Source organism: Hyphomicrobium sp. D-2 (assembly GCF_029872155.1).
Lineage (GTDB): Bacteria > Pseudomonadota > Alphaproteobacteria > Rhizobiales > Hyphomicrobiaceae > Hyphomicrobium_A.
In genome coordinates this window covers 511,227-526,991 of the sequence record NZ_JARXLA010000002.1, presented here as the reverse complement: position 1 = coordinate 526,991, position 15,765 = coordinate 511,227, and the positions used below count along the sequence as shown (strand labels likewise).

The window sequence follows — 15,765 nt, the reverse complement described above, 5'->3', positions numbered from 1 at the left end:
CCGTTGCATCGCATTTTCTTCGTTGCGACGGCCCACTGCCGCCGCTCATATCTTAGCTCAGCCCAGCGCGACCAGCGGCTCAGGTGCGCGCAAAGCCTCTTCACGCTCCTGCTTCAGCCGCTCGGCGATCAGGAAAGCCAGCTCCAGCGACTGATCGGCATTGAGACGCGGATCGCAGAGCGTGTCGTAACGCTCCTTCAGCTGCGCCTCGGAGATGTTGGCCGCGGCGCCGCCCGTGCATTCCGTCACCGGTGAGCCGGTCATCTCGACATGGATGCCGCCGGCATAGGTGCCCTCGGCGCGGTGGATGTCGAAGAAGCTCTCGGCCTCCTTCAGAATGCGCTCGAACGGACGCGTCTTGAAGCCATTGGTGGCGCTGATCGTGTTGCCGTGCATCGGATCGCACGACCACAGCACTATGCGGCCATCACGCTCCACGGCACGGATCAGCCCCGGCAGATGCTTCTCGACCTTGTCGGCGCCGAAGCGGCAGATCAGCGTCAGACGGCCCGGCTCGTCGGTCGGGTTCAGAATGTCGATCAGGCGCAGCAAGCCATCGGCATCCAGCGACGGGCCGACCTTGATGCCGATCGGATTGCGCACGCCACGACAGAACTCGATATGCGCGTGATCGGGCTGCCGCGTGCGGTCGCCGATCCAGAGCATATGGCCCGAAGTTGCATAGGGCGCCTGGCTGCCGCCAGCCTCGTCCCGGCGCACAAGCGCCTGCTCATAGCCGAGCAGCAGCGCTTCGTGGCTGGTGTAAAATGCCGTCCGACCCAGCGCAGGCACGGTTTCTGGAGTGACGCCGCACGATTCCATGAACCGCAGCGCGGTGTGAATCTGCTCGCCCATCTCGTGATACTTCTGGCCGAACGGGCTCTTGTGCTCGAAGTCGAGCAGCCAGCGCAGCACGTTGTCCAGGCTGGCATAGCCACCCTCGGAGAACGCGCGCAACAGGTTCAGCGTCGCTGCCGACTGGCGATAGGCCTCAAGCTGGCGCTGCGGATCGGGGATGCGCTCTGCCTCGGTGAAGCCGCCACCGTTGATGATGTCGCCGCGATAGCTGGGCAGTTCCACACCGTCACGCGTCTCGGTGGACGAGGAACGTGGCTTGGCGAACTGGCCCGCGATGCGGCCAACCTTCACCACCGGCACGCCGCCGGCATAGGTCAGCACAACCGCCATCTGCAGGAAGACGCGGAACAGCTCGCGGATATGGTTGGCGCCATGCTCAGCGAAGCTTTCAGCGCAGTCGCCGCCCTGCAACAGGAAGGCCTTGCCCTGGGCCACTTCACCCAGTGCGCGCTTCAGCTTGTCTGCCTCACCGGCGAACACCAGCGGCGGAAAAGAAGCGATCTTAGCCTCGACATCAGCCAAAGCCGCCAGATCCGGGTAATCCGGAACCTGAACGATCGGCTTGCTCCTCCAACTGTCCGGAGACCAGTTTGCCGCCATTTCCAAAACTCCTTCGGCGCGCCAGCGCGGTAACGCAAGCGCATCGGTTTTAAATCATTATGCCAGTAGTCGCAGCATATAAGCTACCTCGGGCGGCCTGACCAGTATTCCGGCCATGCTCCGATCGCATAGGTTCAAGGAGCACTGCATGGGCACCATGGCACCTTCGTTTACCTTTGGGATCGAGGAAGAATACCACCTCGTCGACCTGGAATCGCGCCACTTCGCACCCGCCCCGGAAGAACTGATGCGGATCAGCGAGGCGGAGCTGGGCAAGCAGGTTGCCCCGGAGTTTTTCCGCTCCCAGATCGAGGTCGGCACCAGCGTTCACAATGATTTTGCGGCGGCGCGGAAGGAGCTGGCGCGGCTGCGGGGCACCATCGCGCGGATTGCTGCGCGTTTCGGCATGGCCCCCATCGCCGCCTCCACCCATCCCTTCGCCGATCGCTCAGGACTGGAGACCACCCCCAAGCCCCGCTATCAGGCGCTGGCGGAAGATTTCGGCGGCATCGGGCGGCGGCTGGCGATCTGCGGCATGCATGTGCATGTGGCCATCGACGACCCGGACATGCGCATAGACCTGATGAATCAGGTGCGATACTTCCTGCCCCACTTTCTGATGCTTTCCACCTCATCGCCGTTCTGGCAGGGCGAAGACACCGGCCTCAAGAGCTACCGCCTCGCGGTGTTCCATGAGCTACCGCGCACCGGCCTGCCGCAGCGCTTTGAAAGCTTCACCGAGTATGAGCGCACCATCGATGTGCTGCTGCGCAACGGCGTGATCGAGGACGCGACCAAGATCTGGTGGGATCTGCGGCCCTCCGCCCGCTTCCCGACGCTGGAGATGCGCGTCACCGACGTGTGCACGCGGCTGGACGATGCTCTGAGCATCGCCGCGCTCTATGCCTGCACGCTGCGGATGCTGTATCGCCTGCGCCGCGCCAATCAGAAATGGCGCTCATACCCCGCGTTCCTGATCGAGGAAAACCGCTGGCGCGCGCAGCGCTATGGTGTCTCCGAAACCCTGTTCGATTTCGGCCAGGGCAAGCTGGTGCCGTTCGCGACACTGATTACGGAACTCGTCGGATTGCTGGCCGAAGATGCCGCCGCACTCGGCTGCGAACGCGAAGTGCGCCACGCGCTGAACATCGCCACCGGCGGCACCAGCGCCGACCGCCAGGTGACGCGCTATCGCCATCTGCAATCGCTGGGCGCAACGCAGGCGGAAGCTCTCGTCGGCGTCGTCGATGGTCTCATCGCCGAAACGGTGGAAGGCTGCGACGTGTGAAGAGCGAAGCGGCGTGCCTGCGCCGCGGCCAGATTAAAGCGCCGCCTGCATGCCGCCGTCGATCGCGAGTTCCGCTCCGGTAATGTACGCGCTTTCGTCGGACGCAAAGAACAGCACCGCGTTGGCGACATCCTCGCCCGAACCGAAGCGGCGCAGCGGCGTCTGCTCCAGCAATGCCTTCGAAAACGCCTCGATGCGCAGCACGCGCTCGGTCAGCGCGGTTTCGATGAAGCCCGGCGCCAGCGCATTCACGCGGATGCCGAACGGGGCATATTCGACCGCCAGCCCACGCGTCAGCGCCGACATCGCCCCCTTGGTGGCGCCATAGGCTGCCAGCGTGCGCATGCCGCGATGGCCCATGATCGACGCCAGATTGATCAGCGACGCCTTGCCCGACGCCTTCATCAGCGGAAACGTGTCACGTGCGATGCGAACCATGCCATCAAGGTTCACTTCGCGCAGTCTCACCCAGTCGGCATCCGACATGTTGCGGAAATCAGTGCGCACGTTGATGCCCGCGTTGTTCACCACAACGTCAAGCTGGCCGTGCTGTTGCTCAATCGCGCGCACCAGCGCCGTAACGTCCTGCCCGCGTGAAACGTCAACCGTCATCGCCGTCGCGTGCAGGCCCTTGGCTACGAGCGCAGCAGCGGCCTTTTCAGCGCCCGCACCGTCAACATCGGTAACATAGACATGCGCGCCCTCAGCGGCGAGGCGCTCAATCGTTGCAAGTCCGATACCCGCAGCCGAACCGGTGACGAGCGCAATCTTGTCCTTCAAACGGGCCATTCAGAAACTCTCCAACTATCGGATATCAAATCAACCGGCGGCTTCCGTCGGCGCAATCCATTTCTCGCGCATGGTCACAAGCTCTTCGGCGCTGCTTGGATGCAAGGGCATGGTGTTGTCAAAGTCGGCCTTGGTTGCGCCCATGCGCAGCGCAATCGCCGCCATCTGAATGATCTCGCCCGCGTCTTCACCCAGCACGTGACAGCCGATCACCTTGTTGCTTTCGCCATCGACGATCAGCTTCATGAACATGCGCTCATCGCGACCCGACAGCGTTGCCTTCATCGGCCGGAACGACGCCTTGTAAATGTGCAGTTCAGCACAGCGCTCCCGCGCCAGATGCTCCGGCAATCCGACGCTTGCAACCTCAGGCGTCGAAAATACCGCCGTCGGGATCATCGTGTGTTCGACCATGCGCGGGTTGCCACCAAACTCGGTGTCGGCAAACGCGTGTCCTTCGCGAATTGCAGCCGGTGTCAGCGCCAGACGGTCCGTCACATCACCAACCGCGAAGATGCTTTCGACCGACGTTCTGGAATATTCATCGACGACGATATGTCCGTTCCAGCCGCGCTCGACACCCACATTTTCAAGCCCCAGCCCGCGCGTGTTGGGCGTGCGGCCAATGGCGAACATGATGTGGTCGGCCGTTACAGTCTCGCCGTTCGACAGATGCCCGACGACGCCAGCATCGGTTTTCTCGATGCGCGTAAAGATATGGCCGAGACAGAAGCGGATGCCGCTCTTGGCGTAAGCGTCCATCAGACGGTCGCGCAGATCTTCGTCGAAACCGCGCAGTACCTTGTCACCACGATAGACAATCGTCGTCTCGACGCCCAGCCGCGCGAAGATGCCGGCGAACTCAAGCGCGATGTAACCGCCGCCGGCAATCACGATGCTCTTTGGCAACTCTGGCAGATCGAACGCCTCGTTAGAGGTGATGACATGCTCAAGCCCCGGAATGTCCGGGCCCAGCCACGGCGTTGCACCGGTCGCGATCAGGATCTTGCCCGCCGTTACGGTACGGCCGGACGTTTCCAGCCGCACGGCGTTCGGTCCCGCAACGGTTGCGCGCTCAGGAATGACCTCAACACCCGCCCGGCCAAGCGTGCCGCGATAGGCCTCCTCCAGCCGGTTCAACTCACGGTTTTTGGCGGCAACCAGCGTTGGCCAGTCAAACGAAACCTCGCCGACGTTCCAGCCAAAGCCGCGCGCGTCCTCAAACTCATCGGCAAAGCGGCTGGCATAAACATAAAGTTTCTTCGGTACGCAGCCGCGGATCACGCACGTGCCACCGATGCGATATTCCTCGGCGATGGCAACGCGCGCGCCATATCCCGCAGCGATACGGCCGGCGCGGACACCGCCCGATCCGGCACCGATGACGAACAGGTCGTAATCATATTGCGTCGTCATGCTTGCCCGCCATCTTTCGCCTGGTGCCGTCACCTGCCGCTCAGGGCTTGGCGTCCTTCATGTCCTGCAGCGCCTTCTGGCTGTACTTGATGCCAAGCTGGCCACCCTGCTGCATCAGTTCCGGCATCGCCTTGATGAATTTCTGTCCCGCATCCGAGCGATAGAACTCGGTCACGGCGCGCAGTTCTTCCAGCGTGAAGCGATCCGCGTACATCTTGGCAAAGTCATCAAGCATCGCCTGACGATAGGAAAGCATCCGCTGCATGAAGCGGTCGAATTCCTCACCCGCTTTATCGGCGGCAGTTTTACCACCCGCATCGCCAGCTCCCTTGCGGAAGCCTTGCGACATGATATCGACCATGCCGTCGAGCTGCGCATTAACGCCCGTCACTTCCATCAACTCATGGGCGGCGGCGATGCGCTGTGCTTCAAGGCCAGCGGCGGCGTCCTCGGCATAGGCCGGAACGCCCGCGATCATTGCAGCGCTAACCAACACGCCGAGCGCAACCACGTACGCCGTCAGTGAACGACGCATCTCAAAACCTGAAGCGCGGAATTTGCTGGAGATCATGGGAAGTCGCTTTCCTCAGCGCCGATAACCGTCAAGCCGTCGCTGCCTGCAATGATGGCAAGATCGGCGATGCCAATGAACAGGCCATTTTCCACCACGCCCGGCACCAGCTTCAGCGCCTCGTCCAGTTCTTCCGGCGTAGGGATGCGGCCAAAATGGCAGTCGAGAATGAGATTGCCGCTATCGGTGCGAAACGGCGCGCCATCCGACAGCGTGCGCATGCGGATATCACCCTCGCAGCCGACATCCATCGCCAGCGCCGAGATCATGTTGCGCGTTGCGGCCAGACCGAACGGCACCACCTCCAGCGGCAGCGGAAATGCGCCCAGCGTTTCAACCTGCTTGGATGCGTCCGCGATCACGATCATGCCGCCCGATGCCGCCGCAACGATCTTCTCGCGCAGCAACGCACCACCACCGCCCTTGATGAGACGCAACGCGCCATCGATCTCGTCGGCGCCATCAACGGTAATGTCGAGATAGGGCTGATCGTCCAGCGTCGACATCGGAATGCCCAGTGCCAGCGCCTGAGCCTGCGTGACTTCCGAGGTCGCCACGCACGTCACCTTGAAGCCCTGCGCCACCTTGCGGCCGAGAGCTTCAACAAACTTTGCCGCCGTCGAACCGGTGCCCAGGCCGACGCGCATGCCCTCTTCGATGTATTCCAGCGCCTGCTCAGCCGCTGCGACTTTCAAGGCATCCTGGCTCATCGTGGCTCTCCCCAGAGATTGGCGTTTGCATTGCGCTGCCGTACGCGGCCCGCGCTCAATAGGCAAGGAAAACGCGTCAGCGGGCGCCGCCAGGCAAAGCCGCCGACGCCTGAGTTGCCTATCCCTGCAAACTGTTAATTCCCCGGCAAATACACCGCACCGACGTTGCGCCAAAACGCGCCGTCAGAGGCCGCCCATCAGCGTGTACTTCATCTCAAGGAACTCCTCGATGCCGTGGTGCGAGCCCTCGCGGCCGATGCCGCTTTCCTTCAGGCCGCCAAACGGCGCAATCTCGGTCGAGGTGATGCCCTCGTTGACACCCACGATGCCGTATTCCAGGGCCTCCGCCACGCGCCAGCAGCGGCCCATGTCGCGCGAGAAGAAGTAGGCGGCGAGCCCGAACGGCGTATCGTTGGCGATCCGCAGCGCTTCCTCCTCGGTGGAGAAACGAAACAGAGGCGCCACCGGCCCGAACGTTTCCTCGTGCGCGATACGCATGTCCGTCGTGCAGCCGGTCATCACGGTTGGCTCGAAGAAATTGCCGCCGATCGGAGCAGGCTTGCCGCCAATCACAACCTTTGCACCGTGCGCCACCGCATCGGCCACGTGCTGCTCGACCTTGCGCACCGCGTCGCTGCTGATGAGCGGGCCAACCGTTACACCGGTCTCAGTGCCCGGCCCGACGCGAAGCTCGCGCACAGCTTCGGTAAGCCTGGCTGCGAATGCATCATAGATGCCGTCCTGCACCAGAATGCGGTTGGCGCACACGCAAGTCTGGCCGGCGTTGCGGAACTTCGACGCCATCGCGCCCGCTATCGCGCGGTCGAGATCCGCATCATCGAACACGATAAACGGCGCGTTGCCGCCCAGCTCCATGCCGACACGCTTCACCGTACTGGCCGCCTGCCGCATCAGGATCTTGCCCACCTCGGTAGAACCGGTGAACGTGATCATGCGCACCAGCGGGCTTTCCGTCAGCACACGACCAACGGGTGCTGGATCGCTTGTCGTCACGACGTTAAACACGCCCTTCGGCACACCGGCACGCTGCGCCAGTTCCGCCAGTGCGAGAGCTGAAAGCGGCGTGTCCTCGGCGGGCTTCACCACCACGGTGCACCCGGCAGCAAGCGCGGGCGAAACCTTGCGCGTGATCATGGCCGAGGGAAAATTCCACGGCGTGATTGCACCGACGACACCGATGGGCTGCCGCAACACCAGCACGCGCGCATCCTTCTTGTGTGTGGCGATCACCTCGCCGCACACGCGCTTTGCCTCTTCGGCGAACAGCTCAACATAGGCCGCGCCATAGCGGATTTCGCTGCGCGCTTCCGCCAGCGGCTTGCCCTGCTCCTGGCTCAGCAGCAGACCAAGTTCGTCGGCATGTTCCACGATCAGCTCAAACCAGCGCCGCAGGATCGCCGAGCGTTCCTTGGCCAGCAGCTTCGACCATGCGGGAAATGCGCGGTGGGCAGCCTCGACGGCGCGCTCCGCGTCCGCTGCGCCCAGGTCCGGCACACGCGCGATTTCTGCGCCTGTGGCCTTATCAATGACCGGCATACGCGGCTCACCGACCCACGCCCCGTCGATGAAGCATTGTGTCCTGAGAAGCGTGATGACCTTTTTGTCCATGGCGGCACCGATTAGCAACAGCAGGCTGGGAAAGCATTGTCTAGGATGCACCCCCCGGGGTTGCAAGGTGAACAGCCCCGTCGCTTCGCCGCACCGGCGCCGCAGAATTCTGTCAACCGAGGGTCCATGACCGATTTAACCCTTGTTTTCGACCTTGACGGCACGCTGGTTGACAGCGCCCCCGATCTCATCGCCTCCACCAATCACGTGCTGGACCATTTGGGGCTGCCTCGGGTTGATGCGGCCACGCTGCGCCCGTTTGTCGGCCACGGCGCCAAACACATGATCGAAAAGGCCATCGGGCCCGCCTGCGAAAAGCTGAGCGAAGCTGAGCGCGCAGAACTGCTGAAACGCTATCTCGATTTCTACAGCGCCAATATCGCCACCGACAGCCGGCCGTTTGCGGGCGTCGTGCCGGCGTTGCAGAAATTGCGCGCGGAAGGCGTGCGGCTGGCTGTGTGCACCAACAAGATGGAAGGCATGGCGCAGCGCCTGCTCGATGCCCTCGACATGACGCATTACTTCACCGCCATTGCCGGACGCGACACGTTTCCGGTTTCCAAGCCCGATCCCGGCGCACTGCTCGGCACCATTGCTCTGGCCGGTGGTGACAGATCGCACGCCATCATGGTCGGCGACACCAACGTCGACATCGCGGCCGCCAAAGCTGCCAGCGTTCCGGTTATCGGTGTCACCTTCGGCTACACGGAAACGCCGGTGCAGGCCTTCAGCCCCGATGCCGTGATCGAACACTTTGCCGAGCTGGAACAGGCCATCGGGATGCTGGTTTCCCGCAGGCAGCAGACGAACGTTGCCACCGCCGACGCTGACGAACGCTCACGTCTGGCGCGCGCCGTCGCCCATTGAGCGCGCGCTCAATGGGGCTCGGCGCGGTGCGCCGGACAGAGCGACACCGCTGACGTTTCACATCGACCATTAGAACGCCGAACGGGCGCTGCAGCATCTGCGGCGCCCGTTCGTTTGTCTATCGCTTCATGGAGCTGCCCTGTGTGTGCAGCGTGACAGCCCTTACGAGCTGACCGAGCCCGACGTCGCCGCTTCATCTGACTGCGGCGCGGCGCCGTCGCGATCCCGGCGCGGAAACAGCTTGCGACCCACCATCAGCGCCGCCGGCAAAATGACAAGCTGACCGATCAGCGACGCGAACAGACACACCGCCGCCAGTTCACCAAACAGGCGCAGCGACGGCAGGTGCGAGAGCATCGTTACGCCGAGGCCAAGCGCCAGCACGATGGTGGTCAGAACCACGGGCGGCCCGATGTGATGGGCAGCGCTCATCAGCACCTGGTAGGGCGTTGCGCTCGGCCCCATGCGGTCTTCCTCAAGGCAGTAACGGTTGAGGAAGTGAATGGTGGAGTCGATCGCCAGCGAGAACGCTACCGTGATCGCCACAATCGACGCGAACTGCAATCCCTGTCCCGTGGCCCACAAAATGGCTCCCGTCGCGAAAATCGGGAACAGCGACGGCATAACAGCTGAGAAGCCCACCAGCACCGACCGCAGCGCAAAGCCCAAGAACACGAAGATCACGAACATGTCGCCGACGAGGCCCCAGTTCAGCTCCCAGATCAGCCCGGCAGAGTTGCGCGCCGCGATGGCTGGCAGGCCGGTCACTGAAAACTCATAACCGGGATTGGCCAACCGAACCGGCTCCAGCTCGGCGTCGAGCCGGTCCACCACGGGCAGGATCTCACTGGCATCAACGTCCGGCAGACGCGCCGTTACCAGCACAGCCTTCTCGTCGGCGGAGATGAACCGCCGCACGAGGTGATCGGGCAGAATGCCGACGTATTTCTTCACGTTCTCGATGCTGGCATCACCCGCAGCCGCCAACCAGCGACGCAGACTTTCCAGCGACCACACGTTGCCAAGGCCGACGCGCTGCTCCACCGCGGTATGGGCCTGCGCAATCGCCTCCAGCGTCGAAGGATCGTACAGCGACTGATCCCCCGTCCAGCGGATCATGATGTGCACGGGATTGGCGCCGGTCAGCTTTTCGTCGATGCGGCCGGTCGCAGCCAGCGCCTGCTCCTTGTCGGGAACCTGATCGGCGAGGCGGTAATGCGGCTTGAGTTGTGTATAGGCGATGCCGCACAGGATCACCGTAATCACCGACGCGGCGAAGAACGCCGTGGCGTTGTTGGCCACAGTGCGCACGATGCCATCGGTGATGTGCTGCAGCTTGCCGACACCGCCGGTTTCGTCGCCGTGCGTATCGGCGACGGCGGCAACCGGCTGCTTTTCCTCGCGCACCAGCAGCGCCGCCAGCGTCGGCACCACCACCGCAACCGCCAGATAGGAAATGCACACCGCCATCAGCGCGGCGATGCCGAAGGTGCGGATCAGCGCGCTATCCGCAAACTGGAACGAAATGATCGCAAGACAGGCATTCATCGCCGTCAGCAAACACGCAGGCGCCACATCCAGCACCGCATTGCGCGCAGCCTGAAAGCGGTTCATCCCGGCCAGCACGTCACGCCGGATCGACATGACGAGGTGCATGGAGTCTGAAAAACCCGAGACCAGGATCAGCGGCGTGATGACGTTGATGAACAGGTTGAGGCGGAAGTCCATCGCCCCGATCATGCCCAGCGTCCACAGGATCGCGATGGCGGGCCCCGCTACCACAATCAACGTCAGCGACAGGCGGCGGAAGAACAGATACGCAATGCCGATGCCGACCAGAAAGCCCAGACCGTTATAGACAAAGCGGTCGCGCTCCACCGCGTTGCGGATTTCAAGTTGCATCACCGGCGCACCGGTGAGCTTGGCCGAAAGCCCCGTGCCCTCAAGCTCGCGCGAGGCGGCTTCATTGATTTCGCCAATCACGGCAGCGGAACCACGCTCCTCAACGATCTTGCGGTCGAGCGCGATGACGATCATCGCCAGCTCACCGTCGTCGGAGAGGAACTTGCCCTTCACGATGTCGTTCGATTTGAGCGCATTGACGATGCCGGCGAATGCCGCGTCATCCTCGGGCATCTCATCCGGCACCAGCGGCGGCGCATAGCCATTTGCATCCGGCTTGTCGCGCGCCGACATCATCGACACGAGACCGGAAACGCCGTCGACAAGCTGGAGCTCGGTGGTCAATCCACCAAAGGTCTCCAGCCGCTCGCGGGTCAGCAGATCCTTGCCCTCAACTACAACCAGCACGTCATATTCGCTGGAAGGGAAGCGCCGATCGATCTCCTCATAACGGCGGAATTCTTCGGTATTGGTGCGGAACAGCTCCGAAAGGGAATCATCCACCTTCAGATTCATCGCACTCCAGGCGGCCAGCGCCGTCAGCACCGCAATGAGAAACGCCGAAACATATGGCGCCTTAAGTGCGACCAGTCCGAGACGATCAATCCCGAACGAATACATAAACCGACGCGGCTCTTCCCTGTCGCTATCCATGGTTCCCCCGTCGGCGCTTGCTATCGCTCTTCTTTGGCTACGCTCAGCTGCGCCGGTGTGTTGTTCCGTCCAGGAAAGTCGGCTGGGCACCGTGCGGAATCAAGCGGCGCGGGCGGATGGTTGCATTTGCCGGATACCCTGTGAAGGCCCCAGTGCAGCCCGCACAATCCGCTTGCCGCGCCCCATTATGGCCGCAACAAACCGTTCCTTTCGCCCGAGAAATCGGGTCGGATACTCTTCCATGCTTCCAAAAGCACTGCCTTTTACGCAGCCTCTTTATCGTATTCGGCGTGCTTATCCGTGGCACGCGCGCAACGCTTTGATCGCGCTTGTGATAACGTCGAGCGCCTTTTTTGCTGCGGTTTCAGCAAACGCCACCCCGCAGCAGGCGCCAAACAGCCGTGTCGTTCTCGACCTGCCGGAAGAATATACGCCCTCGCCGCTGTTCGCTGGCTTCCAGAACGAGCGCTCCGGCGTGACCTACGTCATCCTTGAGGCGCCTGCGAAAGAGTATGACAAGATGGCGCAGGGCTTCACTGCGCAGGAGTTGCTCAAGCGCGGCATCACTGACGTCACCTCCGGCAATCTGGCTCGCAGCGGGCCTCATGTTTATATGCGCGCGCAGCAGAAGTCGGAGGCGGGCAACTATGCCAAGTTCTTCGTGCTATTCCGCACCGACGATCAGACCGTGCTCGTCTCGGTGAATGTCCCCCAGCGCTCGCTCGACAACGGCAGCATCAAGCCGAAAGAGATCGAACAGGTTCTCGCCACCGCCAAGACAACCGAAAAGCCAGCCGTCCGCGATCTTTACGCGCTCTCCTATCTGGGGCCGTTCAAGGAGGCCGGGCGCGTGGTCGGCACCAGCAAGCTTTATACGCTCGACGGTCGGCTGGAACCGGAGCGGGTTGGCGAAACCCGCACGGCCTTCATGGTGGCGCCGTCGCTCGATAAACGCGTGCTGCAGGAGCCTGCAAAGCAGTCGGTAGCACTACTGGGCAGTTTGCCGGGCTTCGCCGACTTCAAACCCGGCAAGCCCACCCCGGTTACCATCGGCGGTCTCAGCGGATTCGAACTGACCGCCTCGGCGACAGACGCTGACAACGGGCGCCCAATTCAGCTTTACCAAGCGCTGCTGCTCGGCCCCGATGGCGGCTATTATCGCCTGATTGGCATCGCCACGCCGAAGGATGCCGCTGTTGTGGATGGCGAGTTCCCCAAGATCGCGCGCTCGTTCGAGCTGCTGCCCTAACTAGGGTCACTAACCCGCGGGCGTCGTCAAATGGCGCCTAACGCGCCGGGCAACAGCCTCTTTTTTACAGAGGCTTGACAGTCGAGCCCCGTGGCTCGCATAAGAGCCGCCCGGCCGACGTTGAGTGCTTCGCGCACCGGCATCGCGATTTATCCAGCCGGGATGGGCGGTTAGCTCAGCGGTAGAGCACACGCTTCACACGCGTGGGGTCACAAGTTCAATCCTTGTACCGCCCACCATTGTTTTCAATGACTTACGGCGTTTTTCTCAAGCTTCCTGGCAGCGTTTTGTTACCTGGAAACTGATACAGGTAACAGCTGATCCTTCTGGAATGCTACCGCCGCGGCAACCGTGGCCGGTTCTCTATCCGCAGAAAATTGCAAAGGGCGATACGGGTGTTCGGGCCCAGTCCGGGGAACCTCCGAATAGTCTTTTCGAGGGCGAACCAGGTAAAACCCTTATGCCCCTCCCGCTCGGCTTCCAGAATGTCAGCCAGCTTGTAGCGAATGGAGCCACTGGGCAGCTTCGTGTAGGGGATGCCTTCTCCGGCGGCTCGCTGGTTTGCCAGCGTCTGTTCTTTGAGGCGCCACCGTGCCGACAACTCTTCGCCGGTCAAAAACACTTCATAGAGCGGATTGGCGGCAGGCCGGTCTTTCAGAAGCTGGGCCAACTTCTCCAAGGTGACCGCGGCTCCTCGCAGGGCGGCAACGACACCTTCGACTTCCGCAACCAAATCCGCCGTACTTGAAGCGGAATCCAATTCGTGATCGCGCATGGGACTCTCCCCCTGAAGCGTCCACCCCAGCCGGATGCTGAGGTAGGTTGGCGCGATGCCGTAAGGGTGAGATACCGAAAAGTCAGAGTGAAGCCAAGGCGTCAGCTTCGGCCCGCGAGAAGTAGATCGACACAGGACCAATCTGGAGACCCGTTTCGTTGTCGAGACCCGCAAACAAGCGGATAGCAAACACAGTACCCGGCAGATCACGGAGCGGTGTATCGAGGATCGAAGTGAAAGACAGGATCTCAACGTCTACAAGGCGGCACTGGAAGATTGAAGCCATGGCTCATGCTCTCTCTTGTCTGATTTAACATAACGCCATAATGCACTGTTTTTATTGATTTTTCTACAATCATGCGGTTGCGTTATTGCCCGCAATTCGTTGCGATTTCAGCAACAGCAGCCCCATCGCTCTTGCGTTGTTGACGCCGCAGCAACGCCGCTTCGATCCGTTGTTCAAATCACAACCGCAACCCGATTCGAAAATGGCGTATCGGGAGCTGAACCGCTTGCGACGTCCCAAAACGTCATGCGGTTCTCAGTTGCTGTGTCTCAAGCATACGCTGGGCTCGCAATACCGTTGACTTCGAGGTTCCCAGCGCTCGGGCAATGGTCCGCTGTGAACCTTGATGCACACCAGTCTGAAGAGCAGCCAGCACCTCAGTAAGCCCGCGCCGGGCAGCTGGTCCGCCAGGGCCGTCATTACCCGGTTCACGGGCTGTTTCGGCAGACCCCGCCGGCTGGTCCTGGACCGCAACATCCGGACTGCCGATAGTCTGTTGGCCCACCTGTTGCGTCACCGCTGGCCCAGCGCCTGATCCAGCCGGCGCCACTGATTGGACCAACACAACGGCAAATGCCGCGCCGATCTCAAGAGCCAGCACACCGACAAGCGGCAACCATTTTCCCAGCTGCTGAGCATCCCACTGGAAGCCCAGCGCAGCCGAGTAAGTTGCCAATGCATCTGCCCCTGGGTCCGCCACGATCTCTGCCGGCGCCGCCCTGCGGTCCACTTCAGCATTTCTCACTTCAGTGACCAGTGCTTCCCGGCGCGCCAGATACGCCGCCGTGGCGCTCTTGGAAGTGCCGGCCGGCTTCAGTTCGGCCAACGCGTCGACAGCCGCCATGTAACGCGCCTCGGCACGGGATACGGCTGCCGCGTCCGTGGCCCGCGCTGCAGCCAGATCTCCGCGGGCCGCCGACATATATGTCAACTCGGCTTGCAGCGAATAACCCACAGCCAACAGCCCGACCGATAACAGCGCGATGCCTGTTATGATGCGGAACCTTCGAAACGAGCCCAATGCTCCGCTCACCGCAAACGGCTTGGCCATTTCGAGGCCTAGAGCCATCGCAACCGAGAGCACACCGAGCGCGATGCCATTTCGGCTACCGGTCTGCCACGCAAACAGCGCTCCGAAACCCGCGCTGGCGACAACCAGAAGCACGGCAGCAGAGACAACGAGAAGTCGGGAAGCTGTGTCGCCGTATGAACTACGGCTGCCTAAACACTTGGATTGGTTGTGTCGGCAATTTTTATCTTGGCGTGTGTCGCTAAATGAACGAAAATTCTTCACCGGGTTAGCTCCTACCATCATAGGTGCTGATCAAGGGGCGCCGGGCGGCTGCAACCGCTTTGCGCCCCGTTTGGTCTGCAGATGCGCGGCCTTCGGTCAGAAGTGCGGCGTGTAGCCGTGCTTGTCGCGCATGTGCTTTTTCAAATCATCGTCAGATAGCTTTCCGACTCTTACGGGCTTATCCAACGGAGGCCCACTTTCGCCGCCACGGACAACCGACGCCGTGACAACCGCGCGATCTTCTGTGTCTTGCAATCCAGCGATACGCTCCCCTTCCCGCTTCGCGGCCAGATGCAGTTTCTTGAGAGCGCGGTCTACAGCTGAACGCGCGTGCCGCATTGCTTCATTACTCTCATGTCTGCCTTCCCACGCCCGAGCTAATTCTGCGTTCAGATCCAACTCGTTCTTCAGCCACGCTCGAACGTCCATGTTGACGTGTGGGAAGTCCGCCATAATCGTCTCAGCTTCCGAGAAAACGGCCTCCGCGTCGGCCTTGTCCCGAGCGCGCAACGCCGCTTCGACCTGTGCTTGATGCTGCGTCTGCATGAAAGCCGCGGCTTCGTGTGCAAATCCTTCAAGCTGACTGATACGGGCGTTTCGTTCATCGAACTCACCTCGCTCGATCATGTCTCGGAACTGTTGCTGAACTGGGTCGGCGGCACCACCACTTGCCTTGCCGGTGACTTGGCTAGCGTCAGCAGCTGATTCCGTTGACTGAGTAGGCATCGGCGCCGATGCAGCAGCACCCGCCGTTGAGCTTTCAACGGAACGATCATATTCGTTGAGCAGCGCAGCAAAGTCGTCGACGGGATTAATGGATGCTCCCGGCGCTTCAGCCGCGACGTCGCTCGACTGAGTGTTCTGATCTGTCATGCGC

14 protein-coding genes and 1 tRNA gene are annotated in these 15,765 nt (G+C 61.9%); 4 read left to right on the top strand and 11 right to left on the bottom strand.

Annotated features, from left to right (window positions below):
* Positions 1-57 precede the first annotated feature (57 nt).
* Complete coding sequence (locus QEZ49_RS04250) at positions 58-1,458, bottom strand: 3-deoxy-7-phosphoheptulonate synthase class II (RefSeq protein WP_068462529.1); 1,401 nt, start codon at positions 1,456-1,458, stop codon at positions 58-60.
* Between the two features lie 148 nt (positions 1,459-1,606).
* Between QEZ49_RS04250 and QEZ49_RS04245 the strand changes: the two genes are divergently transcribed.
* On the top strand, positions 1,607-2,746 hold the full coding sequence (locus QEZ49_RS04245; RefSeq protein ID WP_280384517.1) for a carboxylate-amine ligase: 1,140 nt from the start codon (positions 1,607-1,609) through the stop codon (positions 2,744-2,746).
* 33 nt (positions 2,747-2,779) lie between these two features.
* On the opposite strand, the gene QEZ49_RS04240 is transcribed toward QEZ49_RS04245, so the two are convergent.
* The 5 genes from QEZ49_RS04240 to QEZ49_RS04220 all read right to left on the bottom strand — a co-directional run bounded on the left by QEZ49_RS04240 (position 2,780) and on the right by QEZ49_RS04220 (position 7,861).
* Complete coding sequence (locus QEZ49_RS04240; RefSeq protein WP_280384516.1) at positions 2,780-3,535, bottom strand: SDR family NAD(P)-dependent oxidoreductase; 756 nt, start codon at positions 3,533-3,535, stop codon at positions 2,780-2,782.
* Between the two features lie 30 nt (positions 3,536-3,565).
* Positions 3,566-4,951 (bottom strand): glutathione-disulfide reductase, encoded by a 1,386-nt coding sequence (gene gor, locus QEZ49_RS04235; protein WP_280384514.1) that lies wholly within the window; start codon positions 4,949-4,951, stop codon positions 3,566-3,568.
* A 40-nt stretch (positions 4,952-4,991) separates the two neighbouring features.
* On the bottom strand, positions 4,992-5,522 hold the full coding sequence (locus QEZ49_RS04230; RefSeq protein ID WP_280384513.1) for a DUF2059 domain-containing protein: 531 nt from the start codon (positions 5,520-5,522) through the stop codon (positions 4,992-4,994).
* Positions 5,519-6,232 carry a ribose-5-phosphate isomerase RpiA gene (rpiA, locus tag QEZ49_RS04225; protein WP_280384511.1) on the bottom strand — a complete coding sequence of 238 codons (714 nt, stop codon included), beginning with the start codon at positions 6,230-6,232 and terminating at the stop codon, positions 5,519-5,521. Before rpiA ends, QEZ49_RS04230 begins: the two co-directional genes overlap by 4 nt.
* A gap of 183 nt (positions 6,233-6,415) precedes the next feature.
* Positions 6,416-7,861 (bottom strand): NAD-dependent succinate-semialdehyde dehydrogenase, encoded by a 1,446-nt coding sequence (locus tag QEZ49_RS04220; RefSeq protein WP_280384510.1) that lies wholly within the window; start codon positions 7,859-7,861, stop codon positions 6,416-6,418.
* 126 nt (positions 7,862-7,987) lie between these two features.
* On the opposite strand from QEZ49_RS04220, the gene gph reads away from it, so the two are divergent.
* Complete coding sequence (gph, locus tag QEZ49_RS04215) at positions 7,988-8,728, top strand: phosphoglycolate phosphatase (RefSeq protein ID WP_280384508.1); 741 nt, start codon at positions 7,988-7,990, stop codon at positions 8,726-8,728.
* 162 nt (positions 8,729-8,890) lie between these two features.
* On the opposite strand, the gene QEZ49_RS04210 is transcribed toward gph, so the two are convergent.
* Entirely contained in the window at positions 8,891-11,284 is a 2,394-nt protein-coding gene (locus QEZ49_RS04210) for an MMPL family transporter (protein WP_280384507.1), read from the bottom strand.
* A gap of 241 nt (positions 11,285-11,525) precedes the next feature.
* On the opposite strand from QEZ49_RS04210, the gene QEZ49_RS04205 reads away from it, so the two are divergent.
* Together QEZ49_RS04205 and QEZ49_RS04200 are read left to right on the top strand one after the other, a co-directional pair.
* Positions 11,526-12,533, top strand: coding sequence for a hypothetical protein (locus QEZ49_RS04205; protein ID WP_280384506.1), 1,008 nt, complete (start codon positions 11,526-11,528; stop codon positions 12,531-12,533).
* A 164-nt stretch (positions 12,534-12,697) separates the two neighbouring features.
* A tRNA-Val gene (locus QEZ49_RS04200) sits at positions 12,698-12,772 on the top strand.
* Between the two features lie 95 nt (positions 12,773-12,867).
* Here the strand turns inward: QEZ49_RS04200 and QEZ49_RS04195 are convergent.
* From QEZ49_RS04195 to QEZ49_RS04180, 4 genes are all read right to left on the bottom strand, one after another.
* Positions 12,868-13,308, bottom strand: coding sequence for a hypothetical protein (locus QEZ49_RS04195; RefSeq protein ID WP_280384504.1), 441 nt, complete (start codon positions 13,306-13,308; stop codon positions 12,868-12,870).
* Between the two features lie 82 nt (positions 13,309-13,390).
* Positions 13,391-13,594 (bottom strand): hypothetical protein, encoded by a 204-nt coding sequence (locus QEZ49_RS04190; protein WP_280384503.1) that lies wholly within the window; start codon positions 13,592-13,594, stop codon positions 13,391-13,393.
* Positions 13,595-13,838: 244 nt separating this feature from the next.
* Positions 13,839-14,759, bottom strand: a complete 921-nt coding sequence (locus QEZ49_RS04185) for a hypothetical protein (RefSeq protein WP_280384501.1) — start codon at positions 14,757-14,759, stop codon at positions 13,839-13,841.
* 225 nt (positions 14,760-14,984) lie between these two features.
* Positions 14,985-15,761, bottom strand: a complete 777-nt coding sequence (locus QEZ49_RS04180; RefSeq protein ID WP_280384499.1) for a hypothetical protein — start codon at positions 15,759-15,761, stop codon at positions 14,985-14,987.
* Between the last annotated feature and the right edge of the window lie 4 nt (positions 15,762-15,765).